Source organism: Corallococcus sp. CA053C, assembly GCF_003611675.1.
In the GTDB taxonomy this organism is placed as follows: domain Bacteria; phylum Myxococcota; class Myxococcia; order Myxococcales; family Myxococcaceae; genus Corallococcus.
On the sequence record NZ_RAWA01000130.1, the window covers coordinates 1 to 21,524 of the forward strand.

Here is a 21,524-nt window from a genome sequence, read left to right on the forward strand (position 1 = left end):
ACGCCCAGGGGGCGTCGGGGCGTCGGAGGGTTGACGGATGGGGGCACCGCCGGAGCCTACTGGACTCTCGCCAGGCATGCAGCCGGCAGGGCCGTGCCGGCACGGGATGCAGCCGGGGTGGCGGCGGTGCTATCTCCTGGAGGCAGTTCCCATGCGAGGAGGGGCCATGGAGAAGCGCGTCTTCGGCAACACCGGAGTGGCGGTGCCCGTCATCGGTCAGGGCACCTGGCAGATGGAGGACGACGACGCAGAAGGGGCCATCCGCGCCCTGCGCGCCGGGCTGGACCTGGGGCTCACCCACGTGGACACCGCCGAGCTGTACGGGCGCGGTGAGGTGGAGGAGGCGCTGGTGGCGAAGGCCCTCGAAGGCCGGCGCGACGAGGTGTTCCTCGTGTCCAAGGTGATGCCGTCGAACGCGACGCTCAAGGGCTCGGTGACCGCGTGCGAGCGCAGCCTGAAGCGGCTCCGCACGGACCACCTGGACTGCTACCTGCTGCACTGGCCCGGCTCCCACCCGCTGGAGGGCACGGTGCGCGCCTTCGAGCAGCTGGTGAAGGACGGGAAGATCCGCTCCTGGGGCGTGAGCAACTTCGGGGTGGAGGAACTGGAGGAGGTGCTCGCCCTCGCGGGCCCGGGGCGCATCGCGTGCAACCAGGTGCTGTACCACCTGGAGGAGCGCGCCATCGAACACGCCGTCGTCCCGTGGTGCGAGGCCCGGGGCGTGGCGGTGGTGGCCTACAGCCCGTTCGGCAACGGCCACTTCCCGTCACCGGACAGCGCGGGGGGCCGGGTGCTGGCGGCCATCGCCCGCGCGCATGGCGCGACGCCGTACCAGGTCGCGCTCCAGTTCCTCGTGCGCCGGCCGTCGCTGTTCGCCATCCCCAAGGCCAGCGACGTCGCCCACGTGCGCGACAACGCGAAGGCGGCCTCGCTGAAGCTCACCGTGGAGGAGCTCGCGCGCATCGACGCGGCCTTCCCCCGGGGCGACGAGCCGGACTCGCTGCCGGTCATCTGACGCGGGCGCTCAGCCGCGCTCGCGCAGGAGCGCTTCCACGCGGGCCACGTCCTCCGGCACGTCCACCGCCACGGTGCGCCAGGACACGCGGGCGCAGCGGATCCGCAGGCCGTGCTCCATGGCGCGCAGCTGCTCCAGCTTCTCCGCCTCCTCCAGCGGGGTGGGGGAGAGGGTGGCGAGCTGAAGCAGCGTGTCCCGCCGGTAGCCGTAGAGGCCCAGGTGGGCCCAGCGGCGCACGGGCGTGCCGGGCTCGCGGACGTGCGGCACCGGGGCGCGGCTGAAGTAGAGCGCGTCGCCGTTGAGGGCGAGCACGGCCTTCACCACGTTCGGGTTCTCCAACTCGTCCGGCTCCAGGGCGCGCACCAGGGTGCCCATGTGGACGGTGTCGTCCTGGAAGAGGTCCGCGAGCACCTTGAGCGCGGCGGGGTCCACCAGCGGCTCATCCCCCTGCACGTTCACCCACACGTCCACGTCCGGCCGGGCGCGGGCCACCTCCGCGATGCGGTCCGTGCCGGTGGGGCACTGGGGGCTGGTCATCACCGCGCGACCGCCGAAGCCCTCCACCACGTCGCGGATCCGCGTGTCATCGGTGGCGACCCAGACCTCGGAGAAGGCCTGGGCCTCCTGACAGCGGCGCCAGACGTGTTCGACCATGGGGCGGCCGGCGATGAGGGCGAGCGGCTTGCCAGGGAAGCGGGTGCTGGCATGGCGGGCGGGGATGACGGCCACGGGCCGGGGGGCGGACATGGGGCGTCATCTATCAGATTCAGGACGTCCCGCACTCGCACCGGGGCCGCTGGCCACCCTGTGCCACTAGGCAGACAAGGCGCCGTGCCTACTTTCCGCAACGACATGAAGAAGGTCATCCATATCGTTGGCGCGCGTCCGAATTTCATGAAGGTGGCCCCCATTCACCGGGCCATCGCCGCGCGTACCCCGCTGCAGCAGCTCGTCATGCACACCGGCCAGCACTACGACGCGAAGATGAGCGACGTGTTCTTCGCCGACCTGGGCATGGCGGCCCCCGACATCCACCTGGGCATCGGCTCCGGCAGCCACGCCGAGCAGACGGCGAAGATGATGGTGGAGATGGAGAAGATCTTCCTCAAGGAGAAGCCGGACCTGGTCTCGGTGGTGGGCGACGTGAACAGCACCATCGCCGCGGCGCTCGTCACGTCCAAGCTGGCCATCCCGCTGTCGCACGTGGAAGCGGGCCTGCGCAGCTTCGAGCGGCACATGCCGGAGGAGATCAACCGCGTCGTCACCGACCGGCTCTCCGACCTGCTGCTCACGCCTTCGCGCGACGCGGACGCGAACCTCCTGAAGGAGGGCATCGACCCGAAGCGCATCCACCTCGTGGGCAACGTGATGATCGACTCGCTCCTGTCGTCCAAGGAGAAGGCCGACCAGCTCCCCACGCTGAAGAACCTGGGGCTCACGCCGAGGGCCTACGTGGTGGCGACGCTGCACCGCCCGTCCAACGTGGACAACCCGAAGCTGCTGGCGGGCCTGCTGTCCACGCTCATCCACGTGGCGAAGAAGGTGCCCGTCGTCTTCCCGGTGCACCCGCGCACGCGCAAGATGATCTCCGAGCAGGGACTGGCGACCGAGCTGGAGAAGACGCCGAGCCTCAAGCTGGTGGACCCCATGGGCTACCTGGAGTTCCTGTCGCTGACGTCCCAGGCGCAGCTCGTGATGACGGACTCGGGCGGCCTCCAGGAGGAGACCACGGCGCTGGGCGTGCCGTGCCTCACCCTTCGCGAGGAGACCGAGCGTCCCATCACCGTGGAGGTGGGCACCAACGAGGTGGTGGGCACCGACCCCACGCGCATCCGTGTCGCGGCCGACCGCGTCCTCGCGGGCGACGCGAAGAAGGGCCGCGTGCCGGAGCTGTGGGACGGCCGCACCGGCGAGCGCATCGCGGACCTCTACGCGCGCGTGCTGGGCGTGGAGACGAGGCGCGCGTTCGGGTGAGCGTGGTGGTAGAGCAGGGGCCACGTCATGCGTGAAGACAACGCTCCTGTTGCCACTGCCACTGCGATGACCGAGCCGGTGACGCCCGCCGCGGAGGTTCCCGACGGCTACGTGGACATCCCGTTCGTCGTCGAGCCGAACTACGCCGGCTGGCGGTTGGACCGCTACCTCTGCGAGAAGATCCGCCGCATGGACCTGGAGCGCGTGCAGGGCATCATCCTGCGCGGCGTCCTGTGCGACGCGTACCGCCTCAAGCCCTCCACGCCCGTGTACCCGGGGCTGACGTTCCGGATCCGCCGCCCCGCGAGCCAGGAGCCCGCGACGCCCACGGAGCTGCCCGTCGTCTTCTCCGATGACTGGCTGCTGGTGCTCGACAAGCCGGCGGGGCTGCCCATCCACCCCACCGCGCGCTACCACAAGGGCACCCTCGTCACGCTGCTGCGCGAGCGCTTCGGAGAGCGCTTCGCGGAGCCCGCGCACCGCTTGGACCGCGAGACGAGCGGGCTGGTGGTGTGCGGCCGCACCACCGAGTCCTGCCGCGTGCTGGGCGGGCTGTTCCTGTCGCGCGACGTGCACAAGGAGTACCTCGCGCTGTGTGAAGGCCACCCGCCCGAGGACACCTTCCACGTCGATGCGCCCATCGCGGAGGGCACGGACCTCATCCGCATCGCGGTGCGGATTGATGCGGTGCAGGGCAAGCCCAGCCGCACGCGCTTCCAGGTGCTCCAGCGCTTCGTGCAGGACGGCGCGCCGTTCGCGCTCTTGCGCTGCTTTCCGGAGACGGGCCGGCAGCATCAGATCCGCATCCACCTGCACACGGCGGGCTTCCCGCTGGTGGGGGACAAGATGTACGGGCCGGATCCGGGCTACTTCGACCGCTTCAGCAAACACACCCTGGAGCCCGAGGCGTGGGTGCGGCTGCGGCTGCCCCGGCACGCGCTCCACGCGGAGCGCATCACGTTCCCGCACCCGGGCACCGGTGAGCGCGTCACCTTCGTCTCACCGCTGCCGGAGGACCTGCGGGACTTCATCGCCGGGAAGACGCCGGCCCCCTGAAGGGCCGGGCTCCTCAGGCGCTGAGCTTGGCGACGTCCGAGTCGCGGGAGAGCTTCTCCGTGAGGTACTGCCCGGAGAAGCACGCGGTGCAGTAGGTGTTGCGCTTGGGGTCTTCCACCGCGGTGCCCAGGCCTTCCAACGACAGGTAGCCCAGGGAGTCCGCCGTCACGTATTTGGCGATCTCCTCCGTGGAGTGGCTGGCGGCGATGAGCTCCGTGCGGCTGGGCGTGTCGATGCCGTAGTAGCAGGGCCACTGCGTGGGCGGCGACGAGATGCGCAGGTGCACGGACACGGCGCCCGCGGCCTTGAGCATCTTGACGATCTTCCGGCTGGTGGTGCCGCGCACGATGGAGTCGTCCACCACCACCACGCGCTTGCCCTTGAGGACGCTGCGCACGGCGGACAGCTTCAGCTTCACGCCGAAGTGACGGATGGACTGCTGGGGCTCGATGAAGGTGCGGCCCACGTAGTGGCTGCGGATGAGGCCCACGTCGTAGGGGATGCCGCTCGTCTGGGAGAAGCCGATGGCGGCGGGCACGCCCGAGTCCGGCACCGCGATGACCAGGTCCGCGTCCGGTGCGGGCTGCTCGCGGGCCAGCTGCATGCCCAGGCGCTTGCGGACCTCGTAGACGCTGCTGCCGAAGAGCACCGAGTCCGGCTTGGCGAAGTAGACGTGCTCGAAGATGCAGCGGCCCAGCCGGGGCGCGGGCTTGAAGGGCATGCTGGCGCGCAGCACGCCGTTCTCGATGACGACCAGCTCCCCGGGCTCCATCTCGCGGATGACCTCCGCTTCGATGAGGTCCAGCGCCGTCGTCTCGCTGGCGACGACGTAGGCGCCCTCCTTCATCTTGCCCAGCACCAGCGGCCGGAAGCCGTGGGGGTCGCGCACCGCGATGAGCTTGTCCTCCGTGAGGAGCAGGATGCTGTAGGCGCCCTCCACCTTGCGCAGGGCCTCCACCAGCTTGGCCTCGAAGGTGGGCTGCTTGGAGCGGGCGAGGAGGTGCATCACCACCTCCGTGTCCGCGTCCGACTGGAAGAGCGCGCCCTCCGCCTCCAGCGACGCCTTGATCTCCGCCGCGTTCACGATGTTGCCGTTGTGCGCGATGGAGAACTGGCCGCCCGCGTACGCGACGAACAGCGGCTGGGCGTTCTTGAGCTGGCTGCCGCCCGCCGTGCTGTAGCGCACGTGGCCGATGGCCGCGTCGCCCGGCAGACCCTCAATCACCGGTGCGGTGAAGATGTCCGCGACGAGCCCCATCTGCCGGTGCGCGCGCAGGGTGTGGCCGTCGGACGAGACGATGCCGGCGGACTCCTGTCCGCGGTGCTGAAGGGCGTGCAAACCGAGGTACGTCAGGTTGGACGCTTCTCCGTGACCCGTGATTCCGAAGATCCCGCACATGGTGCGCTGCCTTACCCCTTTCGACCGCGAAGCGGAACAGGAACGCATGCCTTCACGGTGGGTATTCCTCCCGCCGTCGACGTCGGCCCCTGTAGGCCAGGCAAGGTGCCGCTGACCGGAAAGGTGGGAGCCGTCCGGGTGATGGGAGCGGTTAGGCTCCTTCCGGCATGTCCTCTTCCCGGCGCTCCGTCCTCCGCACCTTGCTGCCCTTCGCCTTGCTAACGGCGGGGGCCGCGTACGCGCTTGCTTCCTGGAACTGGTGCGGGCGCTGGGAGGAGCAGACGCCGAGCGTGCTGTCCCAGGTGCGAGGCGAAGGCACCCTGCGGGCAGGCGCGGCGAAAGTGGCCCTCGCTCCGCCCTTCCCGGTGGTGGTGGCCGGCTACGCGCCGCCCCGCCCCGAGGCGAGCCAGGCCGAGCTGCCCCTCCACGCGAGGGCCGTGGTGCTGGAGGCTGGAGGGGCGCGGGTGGGGGTGGTGTCGCTGGAGCTGCTCTTCGTTACCCCGGAAATCGTGGAGCAGGTGCGCGAGCGCGCGGCGGCGGTCGGGGTGAAGGAGGTGCTGGTGGTGGCCACGCACACGCACTCCTCCTTCGGGGGCTACGACACGCGCTGGGTGGCGCAGCTCTCCGGGACGGGGCGCTACCAGCGCTCGGCGGTGGACGCGGGGCTCGTCACTTCCCGCTCCGGGGGACAGGCCCCTGATGGGCAGCTCACGCGCGTGGCGCTGAAGGGCGCGGCCGGACCGGTGGCGGAGGTGCTGGTGTTCGCCGCGCACGCCACGCTCATTCCCCGGCAGCGGGCGCTGGTGGATCCGGACTATCCGGGCCGGCTGAGCGCGCTGCGCGAGGAGGCGGGCCACGGCATCACCCTGTTCGTGCAGGGCAGCGAGGGCAACGCGTCCGTGGCGTATTCGGAAGGGCAGGGCGCGGAGCGGGCCGCGGGCTTCGCGCGCAAGCTGTCGGCGCTGGCGGATGGGGCCACTCCGGCGCCAGTGGCGGGGCCGGTGCGGCTGGCCTTCGCGCGCGTGCAGGCCGCGATGCCCCGGCCGGATTCCTCGCGGCTGGTGCCGTCCTTCACGCGTGCGGCGGGGGACAACTTCCTGTGCGCGTCCGCGCCCCGCGAGGCGGAGGTGGATGCGCTGGCGTTGGGGCCGCTGGAGCTGTTGGCGCTTCCGGGCGAGCCCACCACGGCCGCGGGACGGGCGCTGGCGGACCTCACGGGCGCGACCCATGTGCTGGGGCTCGCCAACGGCTACGTGGGCTACCTGGACACGCCGGAGCTGGTGCTCGGTGGACAGGGCGAGTCGCGGCGCCAGTACTTCGGTCCGGCCCTGCTGGACCGTCTGGGCGCCGCCGCGCGCGTTGCGTCCGGGACGGTGGGCTTCTCGCCTCCGGACTGAGCCCACGGATGTGCATGCGGGGGCCCGCCCGCCTGCCTGCCCTGCGGACCTCCTGGCGGAGCGAAGCTGGGGGAATCCCCATCGCTGATGCCGGAACGGCTGCCTACCTTGGACCGCAGGGCGGCTGGACAAGAAAGGGGTACCGGATGCGGTGGCAAGGGGGACGTCGCAGCTCGAACATCGAGGACCGGCGGGGGTCGGGCTTCGGTCGCCCGCTCGCGGTGGGCGGTGGCGCCGCGTCGCTGGTGGTGGCGCTGCTGGTGATGCTGTTGGGCGGAGACCCGTCCGATGTGCAGATCGGCTCGAGGTCCCAGGACCCGGCGACGGGCGGTTCAGGCCCGGTGGATCCGCAGCAGGAGGAGATGAAGGACTTCGTCTCCGTCATCCTCGCGGACACCGAGGACACCTGGCCCGCGCTGCTGGAGCCCATGGGCGTGCGCTACGTGCAGCCGCGCCTGGTGCTCTTCTCGGACGCGGTGCAGTCCGCGTGCGGCGCGCAGGAGAGCGCGGTGGGGCCCTTCTATTGCCCGGGCGACCAGCGCGTGTACCTGGACCTGACCTTCTTCAACGAGCTGGAGAGCCGCTTCGGCGCGCCCGGTGACTTCGGCCGCGCGTACGTCGTCGCGCACGAGGTGGGGCACCACGTGCAGAACCTGCTGGGCGTCTCCGAGAAGGTGCAGTCGATGCGCCGCCGCACGAGTGAGGAGCAGGCCAACCAGCTCTCCGTGCTCACCGAGCTGCAGGCGGACTGCTTCGCCGGCATCTGGGCCGGCCGTGCGCAGAAGGCGCGCAACATCCTCGAGCAGGGCGACATCGAGGAGGGCCTGGGCGCCGCCAGCGCCGTGGGCGACGACACCCTCCAGAAGCGAGCGCGGGGCCGCGTCGTCCCCGAGTCCTTCACCCACGGCTCCTCCGCGCAGCGAATGACCTGGTTCAAGCGCGGCCTGGAGCAGGGCACGCTGGAGGCTTGCGACACCTTCAACGCGAAGCGTTGACGGGGCTTCACGCGTCCCCCGGAGCAACGGGGGACGCGCATCCGCTCAACGTGAGCGCGGCGCCCGCGAGGTGCCCGTCCCGTTGAGCGGCTGTTGGAGCTGATACGTCCCGTTGAGCGGCTGCTGAAGCTGGTACGTGCCGTTGAGCGGATGCTGGAGCTGATACGTGCCGTTGAGTGGTTGCTGGAGCTGATACGTCCCGTTGAGGGGCTGCTCCAGCTGGTAGGTGCCATAGAGCGGCTGCTCGAGCTGGTACGTGCCGTTGAGGGGCTGCTCCAGCTGGTACGTCCCGTTCAGCGGCTGCGTGTCCCAGGATCCCTGGGCGGGCGGCTGATACCAGTAATTGTCCCAGAAGGTGCCCTCGCTGGAGCCGGCTGCCAGTGATTGCGGGTCCTCCTGGGTCTGCGAGTCATTGCTGTCGGGGGCAAGAGCCGCCTCGTCCTCCTGGGCGAACGCCGTCGTGGCCACGCCGGACGCGAGCGCCACCACCAGGGTCGCCATGGTGCCTGCACGCATGGGAGTCCTCGTTTCCGTCGCGGGGAGAGGGGGGATGGTGCCGCGACACCCCTTCAAGATGACCGCCCGGGTGGGGCCCGGGGAGCGCACGCGGGAGCCCGGGTCGCCCGCCCGGTCGCCGGCCTCGGAGCCTTGCGTCCATCGCGTTCCGGACACATTTCGGACGATAGGCTTACCGCGTGCGCGTGCTTTTTCCCGCGTGGCCAAAGGGGCACTGCGTCAAAACACAAACGTGCAACTTGTGCTTGTCGCCCGTGTGTCTTTGCTCCGAGCATGCCGCCTTCCCGCTGCTTCGCGGGCCCGGGTCCTTCCCCAGGGTCCCAGGCGGAGCGGCTTCGCGGAGGAAACGACATGCCCCGTTTGCAGTGGACCCGCGCATCGAGCGCCGCCCTTCTGGCCCTTCTGGGGGCCCTCTCCCTGACCGCCTGCTCCGACGACGACGACGACAAGAAGCCGGACTCCGGCTCGCAGCCGGTGGACGCGGGCACGACGGACGCGGGCACTGACGCCGGCACGGACGCGGGGCCGCCGGTGGACACGGGCATCCCCTGGGACGGCGGCAGCGCGGGCGACTTCTCCTGCCAGGGCAAGGCCACGGCGACGCTGACGTTCGCGCCGGGGCAGGAAGAGGCGCTCCAGGACCAGGTCAACACGCTGGCCGAGTGCACCACCATCCAGCTGGCCGCAGGCACGTTCACCTTCGACAACGCCATCACCATCCGCCAGAACGGCATCACCATCAAGGGCGCGGGCAAGGGCGTGAAGGGCGAGGGCACGGGCACGGCCTCCAGCACGGTGCTCGTGTTCACCAACGCCGCCGCGAACTCCAACGGCCTGGACGTGGTGGGCAAGCGCTTCGAGGTGAGTGACCTCGCGGTGTGGAACGCGAAGAAGGACGCGGTGCGCGTCGAGTCCTCCACCGACGTCGTGATGCGCCGCGTGCGCACCGAGTGGGCCCAGGCCGACAAGGAGACCAACGGCAAGTACGGCCTGTACCCGGTGAAGTCCAAGTACGTGGTCATCGACGAGTGCGAGGCCTACAACGCCGCGGACGCGGGCATCTACGTGGGCCAGACGGAGTACGCCATCGTGCGCAACAGCGTGGCGCTGCAGAACGTGGCGGGCATCGAGATCGAGAACACGAAGTACGCCTACGTCATCGGCAACACCGCGCGGGACAACACGACGGGGCTCGTGGTGTTCGACCTGCCGGGCAATCCCATCAAGGGCACGGACATCCGGGTGGTGAAGAACATCATCACCGACAACAACCGGAACAACTTCGCGTCGGTGGCCGCCAGCAGCAGCACGGTGTCGCAGGTGCCAGCCGGCACGGGCACGTTCATCCTGGCGTCGCGCCGGGTGGAGCTGACCGGGAACACCTGGGAGAACAACAACTCGCTGGACGTGGCGGTGCTGAGCGGCCTCGTCATCGAGCAGGATCCGGCGCTGTGGGCCGCGGGCGGCTTCAACTTCGCGAGCGCGGACATCAACATCCACGACAACGTGTTCAAGGGCGGCAGCGGCGACAACGTGGACAACGGCAAGCTGGATCCGCAGCGCCGTCCGCTGGGCGCGCTGGTGGCCACCCTCTACACGTACGGCGGGACGCAGGGCACGCCGAACGTGGAGCACCTGGTGTGGGATGGCGTGGACCCGTTCGGTCACCCCCGCACGGACGTGAACCCCATCAACATCTGCTTCACGAACAACACGCTGCCCAAGGGCACCACCACCGCCATCGTGGACCTGGACCTGCTCGCGGCGGGCGCCGCCCTGAAGAACAGTGACCTGGCCGGCGGCTGGGCGAAGACGCGCCACTACGCCGCCACCGGGACGCCGTTCGAATGCGCGGGCTTCTCCCCCGCGCTGACGATTGGCGACAACATCAAGTAATCGCAGTCAGGGAGTGTGACACCCATGCGGACGTCGTTCGTGAACCCCCGTCTCTCCGTGGTGCTGCTGGCCCTCGCGCTGGCGGCCTGCGGTTCCTCCAACCCGGAAGTCCCCGGGCCCCCACCCGACGCGGGCACGACCGTGTCGGATGCCGGAGGGGTGGAGGAGGACGCGGGCGTTCCCGACGCGGGGACGGTGGACGCCGGTGTGCCCGACGCGGGCACGCCGGACGCCGGGCGGGTACCTGTTCCCACTGTCCTGTCGGGCCTCGGGCTGTTCACCGGGACCCCGGCGGATGGGGGGCTGGTGCCGGTGGAGGGCAACGTGCCGTACACGTTGTCCACCGCGCTGTTCTCCGACTACGCGGTCAAGTCACGCACCCTCTACATCCCCCCCGGCGCGGTGGCGCACTACCAGCCGAAGGACGCGCTGGACCTGCCGGTGGGGACGTTCATCACCAAGACGTTCGCCTTCCCGGCGGACCTGCGGAAGCCGGACCAGGACGTGCGGGTCATCGAGACGCGCGTCCTGGTGCGCCAGCCCACGGGTTGGGAGGCGTGGCCCTACGTCTGGAATGACGCGCAGACGGAGGCGACGCAGGCCACCGGCGGGCGCTCCCGGTCGGTGACGTTCATCGACCTGGAGGGGAAGACGCAGGCGTTCACCTACGCGGTGCCTTCCAAGAACCAGTGCCTGCAGTGCCACCACCTCCAGGATGAGACGGGCGCGCAGGTGATGCACCCCATTGGCGTGAAGGCGCGCTACCTGCACCACGCGAACACGTACGGCGGCGTGGAGCGCGACCAGCTGGAGTACCTGGCGTCACTGGGCAAGCTGGACGGACTGCCCGCGCCAGCGGAGCTGCCCAAGGCGCCGGACGCCTTCGACGCGACGGCGGCGGACCTGACCACGCGGGCGCGCACGTACCTGGACATCAACTGCGGGCATTGCCACAACCCGAAGGGGACGGCGGGCATCACCAGCCGGTTGTTCCTCAACATCGACAACACGGACGTGTTCACGCTGGGCGAGTGCAAGCGCCCGGGGTCGGCGGGCAGCGGTGTGGGCGGCGAGTTCGACATCGTCCCCGGCAACCACGCGGAGTCCATCCTCTGGTACCGGCTGCACACGGAGGAGGACGGCAAGATGATGCCGCAGATTGGCCGCGTCGTTCACCACGCGGAGGGCTCGCAGCTCATCGCGGATTGGATCGACTCGCTGCCGCCGAAGACCTGCAAGTAGCTCAGGCCGCGGGCGACGGGGGCTCCTCCAGCCCCACGTTGCTCGACGCGCGGTTGTAGACGGCCAGGTCGAGCAGCCCCTCCTCGCGGGCCACCAGCACCGGCACCAGCATCTGCCCGGTGACGTTGGTGAGGGTGCGCATCATGTCCAGCACCCGGTCGATGGCGAGCAGGTAGCCCAGCCCCTCCAGGGGCAGGCCCGCGGCGCTGAGCACCACGGTGGTCATCACCACCGCGGTGCCGGGCACACCCGCGGTGCCGAAGCTGCCCAGCACCGACGCCAGCAGGATGATGAAGAGCTGGGGCGCGGACAGCGACAGGCCGAAGTACTGCGCGACGAACAGCGACGTCATCGCCGGGTAGATGGCGCCGCAGCCGTCCATCTTGATGGTGGCGCCCAGCGGCACCGCGAACGCCGCGTAGTCGCGGTTGACGCCCAGGTTGTGGGTGACGCTGCGCAGGGCCACCGGCATGGACGCGAAGCTGGAGGAGCTGACGAACGCCACCTGCATGCCGGGCGCGGCGCCCCGGAAGAAGCGCAGTGGGTTGAGCCCGTGCGCGAGCAGCAGGCCCCCGTACACGAAGACGACGTGCAGCGCGCACGCGAGGTACAGCGTGAGGACGAAGGTGCCCAGGGGCAGCAGGCGCTCGAAGCCGTAGGTGCCCACCAGCGCCGCGATGAGGCCGAAGGTGCCCAGCGGCGTCAGCTCCAGCACGAAGCGGGTGACCTGGATCATCGCCTCGCTGGCCTCGCCCACCAGCTCACGCAGGCGCGACGTGCGGTCCCCCAGCTTCACCAGCGCGAAGCCCAGCAGGCCCGCGAAGAAGATGACCTGGAGCATCCGGCCCTCCGCCAGCGCGGCGAAGGGGTTGGTGGGCACCACGTCCAGCAGCACCTGCACCGGGCCGGGCACCTGCCGGGGCTTGTAGTCGGTGGCCACCTGGAGCTGTCCCACGCCCACGCCCGGCTTCGTCAAGGCGGCGGTGCCCAGCCCGACGCCGACGGCCAGCGCGGCGGTGACGGCGAACCAGAGGAAGGTGCGGCCGCCCAGCTTCGCCACGCTCTTCTGGCCGCGCAGCGCGGACACCGCGTGGATGACGGCGAAGAAGACGAGCGGCGTGGCGATCATCCGGATGAGCTGGACGTAGAGCGTGCCCAGGGGCTGGAGCCAGATGCCGGCCTTTTCACCGAGGGCCCAACCCGCGAGGGCCCCGAGGACGAAGGCGCCCAGCACGCGCTGCCAGAAGGGGATGCGGAACCAGCGGGCCCAGGGACTCATCGCGCGACACCTCTCACACCGGCGGACCGGGAGACCCTAACCGCCTTCCGTCCTGCGCGCCGCGCTCCAGCGCCGCCAGCCGCGCCATGGTCTGCTCATAGAGGTGGTCCACCTTGGTGTGCAGGTGGGTGACCTCCATGCCCGCGCGGATGTTGGCGTCGTATTCCACGTCGGAGCGGATGCGGTCCTTGGCGGCCTGCCGGCTCTGGCTGATGAGCACGAAGCAGGAGAGGAAGATGGCCTCCAGGCTCACCACCATCGTGAGCAGGCCGAAGGGGAACGGGTCGAACGGGTGCACGATGCGCACCCAGCCCAGGTTGATGGCCATCCACACCGCGAACCACACGGCATGGAGCAGCAGGAAGGTGAACGTGCCGCTGAAGGCGGACAGCCCGTCCGCGAGCCGCTGGATGGTGGTGAGCCGCTCCTCCACCGTCTGGTTGGGGCTCAGGGTGGGGCGGGTGCGCAGGAGCTGATCCGCTTCGCGCAGGCGCCGGCCAATCGCGGTGAGCACGTCCATGGCGCTGGAGGGGTGGCGGCGGAAGAGCTGCTCCAGGTCGCCCCGGTCCACCTTCAGCGCGCAGGTGTCCTGGATGGCGCGCGCGTCCGCGCTGCGCGGGTCGCCGTCCAGCAGCGACAGCTCCCCGAAGAAGTCCCCGCGCCGGGCGGTCTCGAAGACGATGAGGTGCCCGGTGGTGTCCTCCACGGAGAGCTGCACCTCGCCGGAGCTGATGATGTAGATGGCGCCGCCCGGGTCTCCCCGGCTGAACACCTTGTGCCCTGCGTCCACGCGCACTTCTTCCAGCTGCGTGGCGAGCAGGGCGCGCTCCTCGTCGTCGAGGGCGGCGAAGAGGGGGACTTCCTTCAGCAGGGCCACGTCGGCGGGCATGGCGGCGGAGCTTAGCCTCGCGTCGCGAGGTCCCGCACGCCTCCTGTGCCCGGCCCGTGAAGGCCGTGATCCCGAGCCCTGGCGCGCTCCCTGCTCGGAAGGTCTAGGCTGGCGCGCATGATCGTCGAATACATCCGTTACAAGATTGCAGAGGCACGGGCGCAGGCGTTCGAGGCGGCCTACGTCACCGCGCAGGACAGCCTGCGCGCCTCGCCCCACTGTCTGGGCTTCGAGCTGTCGCGCTGCCACGACGCTCCCGACCACTACATCCTGCGCATCCAGTGGGACTCCGCGGAGGGCCACATGGAGGGCTTCCGCAAGAGCGCCCACTTCCCGCCCTTCCTCGCCGCCATCCGTCCCTTCATCCCGGACATCGAGGAGATGCGGCACTACGACGTCACCGCGGTGCAGTGGACGCGGTGACGTCGTAGCGACACGGCGACTCAGGCCGGGACGCGGTCGTGGTCCTTGCGGTCCCAATGCCGGTGGTTCGACAGCGCCTTCGCGAAGGCCGTGGCCAACGCCGAGCCGCTTCCGGACCCGGCGCCGCTGACGACGCCCGGCGCGGCCGGGTCGATCTCGCAGGCCTTCAGCAGGTCCTCGGCGTCCTTGGACACGCCCACCGTCTTGCAGTGCAGGTAGGCCTCCTGCACGAAGTGGCGCGACTCTCCGTCCTTCTTCAGCGTCGCCACGCTCGCGGCGCCACCGGGGATGAAGACGGCGTCGTACTCCACGGACGCCGTGGTCATGGCGCTCTTGTCCACCGGCAGGTCCTTGCCGTTCGCGGCCTTCACCGTGCCCAGGCGCTTGGCGATGATCTTCAGCTGCGCGCCCTGGGCCTCCAGCTCCTTGCGCACCGCCATCAGCTCATCCGAGTCCACGCCGTCCGCGACGAGCACCGCGATGCGCCGGGTCTTGATGGACGGAGGCATCTGCAGCTTCATGGCCTCCATGCTCAGCGCCTTGGACGCGGGCGGGCCCTTGGGCGCGGCGGGCGTGGCCTTCGGGGCGGGCAGGCCCAGCCCTTCCGCCACGGCCGTCACCAGCAGGGCGTCGATCTTCGCGAAGTGCTCCAGCACGCGCTCCTGGATGGCCTTGGACTCCACCTTGCCCAGCTCGAAGCGGCAGGCGTCGATGAGGTGCTCCTGCTCCGGCGCGGAGAGGCTGCGGAAGAACAGCGCCGCCTGGCTGTAGTGGTCCTTGAAGGACTCCGGGCGCGCGCGCAGCTTCTGCCCCGTCACCTGCTCCGGCTGGTGCACGAAGCCGCCCTGCTGCTGGCCCGCGAGGAATGGGCAGCCGCCGCCCAGCGAGTTCGGGTGGTAGTTGGCCCGGCCCACGTTGCTCGTGTGCCGGCCGAAGCCGTCCTGCTGGTGGTTGTGCACCGGCGCCAGCGGACGGTTGATGGGAAGCTCCGCGAAGTTCGGCCCGCCCAGGCGCGTGAGCTGCGTGTCCAGGTACGAGAAGAGCCGCGCCTGCATCAGCGGATCATCCGTGAAGTCGATGCCCGGCACGATGTTGGCGACGCAGAACGCGACCTGCTCCGTCTCCGCGAAGAAGTTCGTCGGGTTGCGGTTGAGCGTGAGCTTGCCCACGGGCAGCACCGGGGCGACCTCTTCGGGAATGAGCTTCGTCGCATCCAGCAGGTCCACGCCCAGCTTCTGCGCGTCCGCCTCTTCGACAATCTGCACGCCCAGCTCGTACTCGGGGAAGTCCCCCTGCTCGATGGCTTCGAAGAGGTCCCGACGGTGGAAGTCCGGGTCCTTGCCCGCGAGCTTCTGCGCCTCGTCCCAGACGAGCGAGTGCGTGCCCAGGAGCGGCTTCCAGTGGAACTTCACGAAGCGCGACACGTTCTTCGCGTCGATGAAGCGGAAGGTGTGGACGCCGAAGCCCTGCATCATCCGGAAGCTGCGCGGGATGGCGCGGTCGGACATGGTCCACATGATCATGTGCAGCGTCTCCGGGACGAGCGACACGAAGTCCCAGAACGAGTCATGCGCCGTCTGGGCCTGGGGCATCTCGTGGTGCGGCTCCGGCTTGGCCGCGTGGATGATGTCCGGGAACTTGATGCCGTCCTGGATGAAGAAGACGGGGATGTTGTTGCCCACCAGGTCGAAGTTGCCCTCCTCCGTGTAGAACTTCACCGCGAAGCCGCGCACGTCGCGCACGGTGTCCGCGGAGCCGCGCGAGCCCGCGACGGTGGAGAAGCGCACGAACACGGGCGTCTTTCTGGCCGGGTCCTGGAGGAACTTCGCGCGGGTGTACTTCGCCTGGGACTCGTACGGCTGGAAGTAGCCGTGGGCCGCGGAGCCGCGCGCGTGGACAACGCGTTCGGGGATCCGCTCGTGGTCGAAGCGGGTCATCTTCTCGCGGAAGTGGAAGTCCTCCAGCAGCGTGGGGCCGCGCGCGCCAATCTTGAGCGAGTCGTCCGTGTGCTCGACGCGGATGCCCTGGTCCGTGGTGAGGAAGCTTCCCGTGGGATCCATGCGCTTGGACGCGAGCTGCGCGTCCTTGCTGTTCTCGTCGATGTGCACCGCGTCCGGCTGCTTCTGTGAGCTCACTGCACTGCCTCCTTCAAGGGGGCGTGCAGACTGCCCGCATGGGCGCGCGCAGCGCGGCCCGTACGTCCGGACAACGGTTGCGTCTGCGAGGTGACGGACGAAGCGGGCCGCGGTTGTCCGGTGGTGCGCGTTGGGGACGTTGGCCAGCGAGCGTCAGGTGTCCTTCGCGAAAGGCGCTGCTTCCGGGGAAGACGTGTAGGGTAGGAGTTGCGGATGACGCCCTGACACGTCAGACGGGCGTGCTACCCCTTCCGTTCATGGATAGAGTGATGGGCGGCGAGGACAGGGGCGAATCCATGGGAAAGAAACCCGCGACCTACGCGGACCTGGAGGCACTTCCCGAGCATGTCGTGGGGGAGATCGTCGCGGGGGAGCTGTATGCAAGCCCGCGGCCTGTGTTGCGACATACGGCGGTGACCTCCAGGCTCGGCGGGGAGTTGGGAGGGCTTTTCGACCGAGGGCGTGGAGGGCCTGGAGGTTGGCTCATCCTGGACAAGCCGGAGTTGCATCTGGGTAGGGACGTCCTGGTCCCGGATCTGGCTGCATGGCGGCGCGAGCGGATGCCGAGGATTCTTGACGTCGCGGCCTTCACGCTCGCTCCTGATTGGGTTTGTGAGGTGCTGTCACCCTCCACGCGGACGCTGGACCGCGAGGCGAAACTGCCGGTGTACGCGCGCGAGGGCGTGCGGCACGTGTGGCTGATGGATCCGCTGTCGCTCACGCTGGAAGTCTTCGCCCTGATGGACGGTCGCTACACGGCGCTCCTCACGCATACCGGGACGACGCCCGTGAGGGCGGTGCCCTTCGACGCGGTGGCGCTGGACCTGCCGTTCATCTGGGATGCCCAGTGAACACCGTTGTCGCCCGTCCATGGCTGACGGGTTGGGAGGACCTTTCAGGTCCTTGAGGAACCATGGGACCCTGCACGTCAGACGGGCGTGCTACCCCTTCCGTTCATGGATAGAGTGATGGGCGGCGGCGAGGACTGGAGCGAATCCATGGGAAAGAAACCCGCGACCTATGCGGACCTGGAGGCACTTCCCGCGCATGTCGTGGGGGAGATTGTCGCGGGGGAGCTGTATGCGAGCCCACGGCCGGCATTCCCCCACGCCATCGCGTCTTCACGGCTGGGCATTGCGCTGGGGGGGCCCTTCGACCAAGGGCGTGGAGGACCTGGAGGCTGGTTGATCCTGGACGAGCCCGAGCTCCACTTTGGAGATGACGTCCTCGTTCCGGACGTGGCGGGCTGGCGACGCGAACGGCTTCCCGCGTCTCTGGATGTTCCAGCCTTCACCCTCGCGCCGGACTGGCTCTGTGAGGTGCTGTCCCCGTCGACGAGGACCCTGGATCGCAAGGCGAAGCTGCCGGTGTATGCGCGCGAAGGCGTGCGGCACGTCTGGTTCATCGATCCGGTGCCTCGCGTGCTGGAGGTGTTCCGGCTGGAGGCGGGCGGCTACTCGCTCGTGGCCACCCACACCGGAGTCGAACCCGTGCGCGTCGAGCCCTTCGAGGCGCTGGCCCTGGATCTCGCCTACCTCTGGGACGCGCGGAGCTGACCGGGGCGTTGGCTTTCTTTCGCTCGGGGGGCAGGCGGGCGGGATTCAGGTGCGCGAGGTCTTGAGGCGCGGGAGGCTTGCCGTCATGCCGTTGTCTCCTGTCTCCCTGCTCATCGCGCTGGGTGCGCTCGTGGGCCACGTGTACCTGTTCCGGCGGCTCGTGTGGAACCTCACCCCGCGCCGCGCTCCCCGGCTCATCGCCGCGCTCGCGCTGGGCGTCATGACGCTGGTGCTGGTGTCACGCCGTGCGTTGCAGCGCATGCTTCCGGAAGCGCCCGGCGACGTGGTGGAGCTGGTGTCCTATTCGTGGATGGGGCTGGCGCTGTGTCTGGTGCTCGCGCTCGCCGGGCTCGACGCGGGCCGGGCCGTGCTGGCGGTGGGTCGTCGCCTCCGCTCCGGCGCGCCCCGCGCGTCCGTGCCCGCGTCTTCCTCCGTGCCTTCCGTGGACGTGGAGCGGCGGCGCTTCCTGTCCCGGGCGACGGCGGGTGGAGCGCTCGCGCTGGGTGGGGGCCTGGCCGGTTACGGAAGCTGGCGCGCGTTCACCGCTCCGGAGGTGACGGAGCTGGTGGTGCGCATCCCCCGGCTGCCCCGCGCGCTGGAGGGCCTGAGCATCGTGCAGCTCACCGACGTGCACGTGGGCCCCTTCATCCAGCGCCGCTTCCTGGACGAGCTGGTGCGGCGGGCCAACGCGCTCAAGCCGGACCTGGTGGCCATCACCGGGGACCTCGTGGATGGCAGCGTGCCGCGGCTGGGCGGCTTCGTCGCGGCGCTCGGAAACCTCCAGGCCCGGTACGGGACCTTCTTCGTCACCGGCAACCACGACTACGCCTCCGGCGCCAACGCCTGGGTGGCTTACCTGCACTCGATGGGCATCACGTCGCTGCGCAACCGGCACGTGCGCATCGGGGACGCGGGCGGTGCCTTCGACCTCGTGGGCGTGGATGACTGGCACGGCGGACGACGCCTGGGACAGAAGGGCTATGACCTGGAGCAGGCGCTCGCGGGCCGCGACCCCGAGCGCGCCGCGGTGCTGCTCGCGCACCGGCCCGCCAACTTCAAGGTCGCCGCCGAGCGGGGCGTGGACCTCCAGGTCTCCGGACACACCCATGGCGGCCAGCTGTTCCCCATGACGGCCCTCATCCGGCTGCAGTGGGAGCACTCCGCCGGCCACTACCGGCACGGCGATTCCCACCTCTACGTCAGCCGGGGCTGCGGCTTCTGGGGACCGCCGATGCGGCTGGGCAGTCCCCCGGAGCTGGTCAAGCTGGTGCTGACAGCGTGAGGAAGGCGTCCAGCGCCGCGTTGACGGCGTCCGGATGGTCCAGGTGGATCCAATGGCCGGCGCCCTGCACCACCTGGTGGGGCACGTCGTCGGACAGCCGGTGGAGGCTGCTCGGCTCGTCGTTGTCCGGCGCGACGAGTGAGAACTTCGGACCTGGGTAGCGCGCGAGCGCGGCCTTCAGGTCGAAGCGCGCCCAGGAGCGCTGCACACCCACCACCGCGCGCAGGGGCGTGGCGTCCAGGTCGGCGAGGAGCCGCTCGCGCACGTCCGCGCGGGGACCGGCCATCTGCGCCCAGTCCTGCCGCACGGCCTGCGCCACGTCGGGCGCGTCACGCGAGGCGATGAAGGACTCCCGCTCCGCCGCGGGGTAGTGCAGCGCGGCCGTCATCGGATCCACCAGGAACAGGCCCGCCACCTGACGGGGACTCTCCCCCGCGGCGGCCAGCGCCACCCCCGCGCCGATGCTGTGCCCCACGAGCACGAAGCGGCGCAGGCCCAGCCCCCGCACCACGGCGGAGACGTCCCCCGCGAGGGACTCCAGCGTGTAGTCCTCCGGCTCCGGCAGCGTGGAGCCCCCGTGGCCGCGCAACTCCAGCGCGATGCCCCGGCGTCCCCGGGCGGCCAGGTGCTCCAGCTGCGCCTGCCAGTGGGACGCGTTGCCCGCGAGCCCGTGCACGAAGACGACGGGCAGCGTCTTGCCCCCGCCCCCGGTGTCCACCAGCCGCAGGTCGCCCGCGGGCCCGGCCACGCGGAAGTCCTCGAACTGGACGCGGGGATTGGCGAAGGCCTGCCCTTCCGCGAAGGGGACCTCGTAGTGGGTGACGTGCAGGTCGCGTTCGATGAGGTAGCGGTCATCCTCCGGGAAGAAGATGGCGCGCTCCGGCGAGTCCCCCGCGAAGCGCTTCACCGCGTCCATGGACTCCCAGAGGGTGACGAGCAGGAACTCCGCGCGCCCGTCCTCGACCTTGCGCAGGCAGTACGCGGCCAGGTTGCCGGGCGTGCGCCGGTAGTGCGTCAGGCCCGTCTGGTGGAGATAGGTGAGGTAGGCGTCGGCGTCTTCCGCCTTCGTCACCCCGCGCCAGGTGCGTGCGAGCATGGTGGGTCCCATTCCCTGAAGGAAGCGAGCCTGACGTGTAGCGCGGCGCTCGGGACGGTGGCCACCCGGCGAGGGGCGGGGCTTGGGAAGATGACACTTGGCGCCGGGGGGCCCCTCACCGACGATGACCGTCGCCCGTGGACATGACCCCTGGAGCCCCGATGGATGCGGACGCGCCCCCTCCACCGGGAGACGCCTCTGGGCGTGTGTGGCGTGGGGTGTTGGGCGCCCTGGCGCTGGTGCTGCCGGCCCTCTTCTTCTTCCGGGCGACGTTCACGCGGGACATCTTCCTCGCGGGCGACACGCTGCGGGCCTTCTACCCGATGCGGGCCTACCAGGCCTCGCGCATGGCGCAGGGCCAGTTCCCGGACTGGTTCCCCGCCGACGGCTTCGGGCAGTCGTTCCCCGCAATCTTCATCTCCGGCGTGTTCCACCCCACGACGCTGCTGCACCTGGTGCTGCCGCTGGGCGTGGCGGTGAAGCTCACCGTGCTGCTGTGCTTCCCGGTCGCGTTCCTGGGCACGGCGGCGCTGCTGCGCGAGTGGGACGTCCCCCGAGCGGGCACACTGTTCGGGGCGCTGACGTTCACCTTCAGCGGCTACCTGGTCTGCATCACCAACAACCCCACGTACCTGCTGGCCGCCAGCGCCGTACCCGCCGCGCTGTGGGGCGTGCTGCGCTTCGTGCGCAGGCCCACGCCCGCGCGGCTGACGGTGGGCGGGCTGCTGCTGGCGCTCGTCGCGTTTGGTGGAGACGCGCAGGCGTTCGCCGTCACCCAGGCGTTGGGGATGCTCGTGGCCCTGTCGGAGCCCGTGAAGGCGCCGGAGACGTGGGCCCGGCGCGCGGCGGTGTGTCTGTTGATGGTGGTTACCGGTGGGCTCCTCGCCGCACCCCAGTTGTTTCCCGCCGCGGGGCTGGTGCTGACCGGGGAGCCCGGGGCGCGCACGGTGGCGGAGGCGCAGCGCTTGTCGTTGCACCCGCTGCGCCTGGGGGAGCTGCTGGTGGGGCCGTTCCTCACGGATCCGGTGGGCGTGCGCGGCATCCCCGAGGTGGTGGTGCGCAAGCTCGTCTTCATGGGCGGCTTCACGCGTGCGTGGGTGGACTCGCTCTACGTGGGGACGCCCGCGTGCGTGCTCGCGCTGGCGGGCCTGGGGGCGTCGTGGCGCAAGGGGCGCACCTGGGTGTTCGTGGGCGCGTGGGTGCTGCTGCTCTTGCTGGTGCTGGGCTCGACGCTGCCCGTGTACGGCTGGGTGTATCAGGCGCTGCCGCTGTGGCGGCCCTTCCGCTACCCGGAGAAGCTGGCGTCCTTCGTGGTGCTGGGGCTCGCGGTGGCGGCGGGGCTGGGCCTGTCTCTTATACACCTCTGACGCTGCC

At 70.2% G+C, this 21,524-nt stretch carries 18 protein-coding genes; 11 read left to right on the forward strand and 7 right to left on the reverse strand.

Going from position 1 to position 21,524, the window contains the following annotated elements:
* Nucleotides 1–166: 166 nt before the first annotated feature.
* Nucleotides 167–1,015, forward strand: coding sequence for an aldo/keto reductase (locus tag D7V97_RS18725; protein WP_120612012.1), 849 nt, complete (start codon nucleotides 167–169; stop codon nucleotides 1,013–1,015).
* Between the two features lie 9 nt (nucleotides 1,016–1,024).
* Here D7V97_RS18725 and kdsB read toward each other — a convergent pair whose 3' ends face one another.
* Nucleotides 1,025–1,762, reverse strand: coding sequence for a 3-deoxy-manno-octulosonate cytidylyltransferase (gene kdsB / locus D7V97_RS18730; RefSeq protein ID WP_120612013.1), 738 nt, complete (start codon nucleotides 1,760–1,762; stop codon nucleotides 1,025–1,027).
* Between the two features lie 105 nt (nucleotides 1,763–1,867).
* Between kdsB and wecB the strand changes: the two genes are divergently transcribed.
* Nucleotides 1,868–2,989: a non-hydrolyzing UDP-N-acetylglucosamine 2-epimerase gene (wecB, locus tag D7V97_RS18735; protein WP_120612014.1), complete on the forward strand. Its 1,122-nt coding sequence runs from the start codon at nucleotides 1,868–1,870 to the stop codon at nucleotides 2,987–2,989.
* Nucleotides 2,990–3,055: 66 nt separating this feature from the next.
* Entirely contained in the window at nucleotides 3,056–4,045 is a 990-nt protein-coding gene (locus D7V97_RS18740) for an RluA family pseudouridine synthase (protein ID WP_120612015.1), read from the forward strand.
* A 13-nt stretch (nucleotides 4,046–4,058) separates the two neighbouring features.
* On the opposite strand, the gene purF is transcribed toward D7V97_RS18740, so the two are convergent.
* A complete protein-coding gene (gene purF / locus D7V97_RS18745) occupies nucleotides 4,059–5,444 on the reverse strand; it encodes an amidophosphoribosyltransferase (RefSeq protein WP_233582959.1) in 1,386 nt (461 codons plus the stop codon).
* 167 nt (nucleotides 5,445–5,611) lie between these two features.
* Between purF and D7V97_RS18750 the strand changes: the two genes are divergently transcribed.
* Both D7V97_RS18750 and D7V97_RS18755 read left to right on the forward strand, forming a co-directional pair.
* Nucleotides 5,612–6,841, forward strand: coding sequence for a hypothetical protein (locus tag D7V97_RS18750; protein ID WP_120612017.1), 1,230 nt, complete (start codon nucleotides 5,612–5,614; stop codon nucleotides 6,839–6,841).
* 146 nt (nucleotides 6,842–6,987) lie between these two features.
* Nucleotides 6,988–7,836 carry a neutral zinc metallopeptidase gene (locus tag D7V97_RS18755; protein ID WP_120612018.1) on the forward strand — a complete coding sequence of 283 codons (849 nt, stop codon included), beginning with the start codon at nucleotides 6,988–6,990 and terminating at the stop codon, nucleotides 7,834–7,836.
* 45 nt (nucleotides 7,837–7,881) lie between these two features.
* Here the strand turns inward: D7V97_RS18755 and D7V97_RS18760 are convergent, their stop codons facing one another.
* Complete coding sequence (locus D7V97_RS18760) at nucleotides 7,882–8,352, reverse strand: hypothetical protein (RefSeq protein WP_147444867.1); 471 nt, start codon at nucleotides 8,350–8,352, stop codon at nucleotides 7,882–7,884.
* 351 nt (nucleotides 8,353–8,703) lie between these two features.
* On the opposite strand from D7V97_RS18760, the gene D7V97_RS18765 reads away from it, so the two are divergent.
* Together D7V97_RS18765 and D7V97_RS18770 are read left to right on the forward strand one after the other, a co-directional pair.
* Nucleotides 8,704–10,248, forward strand: a complete 1,545-nt coding sequence (locus D7V97_RS18765; RefSeq protein ID WP_120612020.1) for a parallel beta-helix domain-containing protein — start codon at nucleotides 8,704–8,706, stop codon at nucleotides 10,246–10,248.
* A gap of 24 nt (nucleotides 10,249–10,272) precedes the next feature.
* Nucleotides 10,273–11,490, forward strand: a complete 1,218-nt coding sequence (locus tag D7V97_RS18770; protein WP_120612021.1) for an SO2930 family diheme c-type cytochrome — start codon at nucleotides 10,273–10,275, stop codon at nucleotides 11,488–11,490.
* A gap of 1 nt (nucleotide 11,491) precedes the next feature.
* Here D7V97_RS18770 and D7V97_RS18775 read toward each other — a convergent pair whose 3' ends face one another.
* Both D7V97_RS18775 and D7V97_RS18780 read right to left on the reverse strand, forming a co-directional pair.
* Nucleotides 11,492–12,769 (reverse strand): dicarboxylate/amino acid:cation symporter, encoded by a 1,278-nt coding sequence (locus D7V97_RS18775; RefSeq protein WP_120612022.1) that lies wholly within the window; start codon nucleotides 12,767–12,769, stop codon nucleotides 11,492–11,494.
* A gap of 13 nt (nucleotides 12,770–12,782) precedes the next feature.
* Complete coding sequence (locus tag D7V97_RS18780) at nucleotides 12,783–13,658, reverse strand: DUF1003 domain-containing protein (RefSeq protein WP_120612023.1); 876 nt, start codon at nucleotides 13,656–13,658, stop codon at nucleotides 12,783–12,785.
* Between the two features lie 117 nt (nucleotides 13,659–13,775).
* Between D7V97_RS18780 and D7V97_RS18785 the strand changes: the two genes are divergently transcribed.
* A complete protein-coding gene (locus D7V97_RS18785; RefSeq protein WP_120612024.1) occupies nucleotides 13,776–14,081 on the forward strand; it encodes a putative quinol monooxygenase in 306 nt (101 codons plus the stop codon).
* 20 nt (nucleotides 14,082–14,101) lie between these two features.
* Here the strand turns inward: D7V97_RS18785 and D7V97_RS18790 are convergent, their stop codons facing one another.
* Nucleotides 14,102–16,141 (reverse strand): catalase, encoded by a 2,040-nt coding sequence (locus tag D7V97_RS18790; RefSeq protein WP_233582961.1) that lies wholly within the window; start codon nucleotides 16,139–16,141, stop codon nucleotides 14,102–14,104.
* Between the two features lie 371 nt (nucleotides 16,142–16,512).
* Here D7V97_RS18790 and D7V97_RS18795 point away from each other — a divergent pair, with 371 nt between their 5' ends.
* The 3 genes from D7V97_RS18795 (at nucleotide 16,513) to D7V97_RS18805 (ending at nucleotide 19,054) form a co-directional block, all read left to right on the forward strand.
* The gene (locus tag D7V97_RS18795; RefSeq protein WP_120612029.1) at nucleotides 16,513–17,067 is read left to right on the forward strand and encodes a Uma2 family endonuclease; all 555 of its coding nucleotides are present in this window, start codon (nucleotides 16,513–16,515) and stop codon (nucleotides 17,065–17,067) included.
* A gap of 147 nt (nucleotides 17,068–17,214) precedes the next feature.
* Nucleotides 17,215–17,772, forward strand: a complete 558-nt coding sequence (locus D7V97_RS18800; protein ID WP_120612030.1) for a Uma2 family endonuclease — start codon at nucleotides 17,215–17,217, stop codon at nucleotides 17,770–17,772.
* An 85-nt stretch (nucleotides 17,773–17,857) separates the two neighbouring features.
* Nucleotides 17,858–19,054, forward strand: a complete 1,197-nt coding sequence (locus D7V97_RS18805; RefSeq protein ID WP_120612025.1) for a metallophosphoesterase — start codon at nucleotides 17,858–17,860, stop codon at nucleotides 19,052–19,054.
* Here the strand turns inward: D7V97_RS18805 and D7V97_RS18810 are convergent.
* The gene (locus D7V97_RS18810) at nucleotides 19,032–20,150 is read right to left on the reverse strand and encodes an alpha/beta fold hydrolase (RefSeq protein WP_120612026.1); all 1,119 of its coding nucleotides are present in this window, start codon (nucleotides 20,148–20,150) and stop codon (nucleotides 19,032–19,034) included. The two genes, D7V97_RS18805 and D7V97_RS18810, sit on opposite strands and share 23 nt — an antisense overlap.
* Between the last annotated feature and the right edge of the window lie 1,374 nt (nucleotides 20,151–21,524).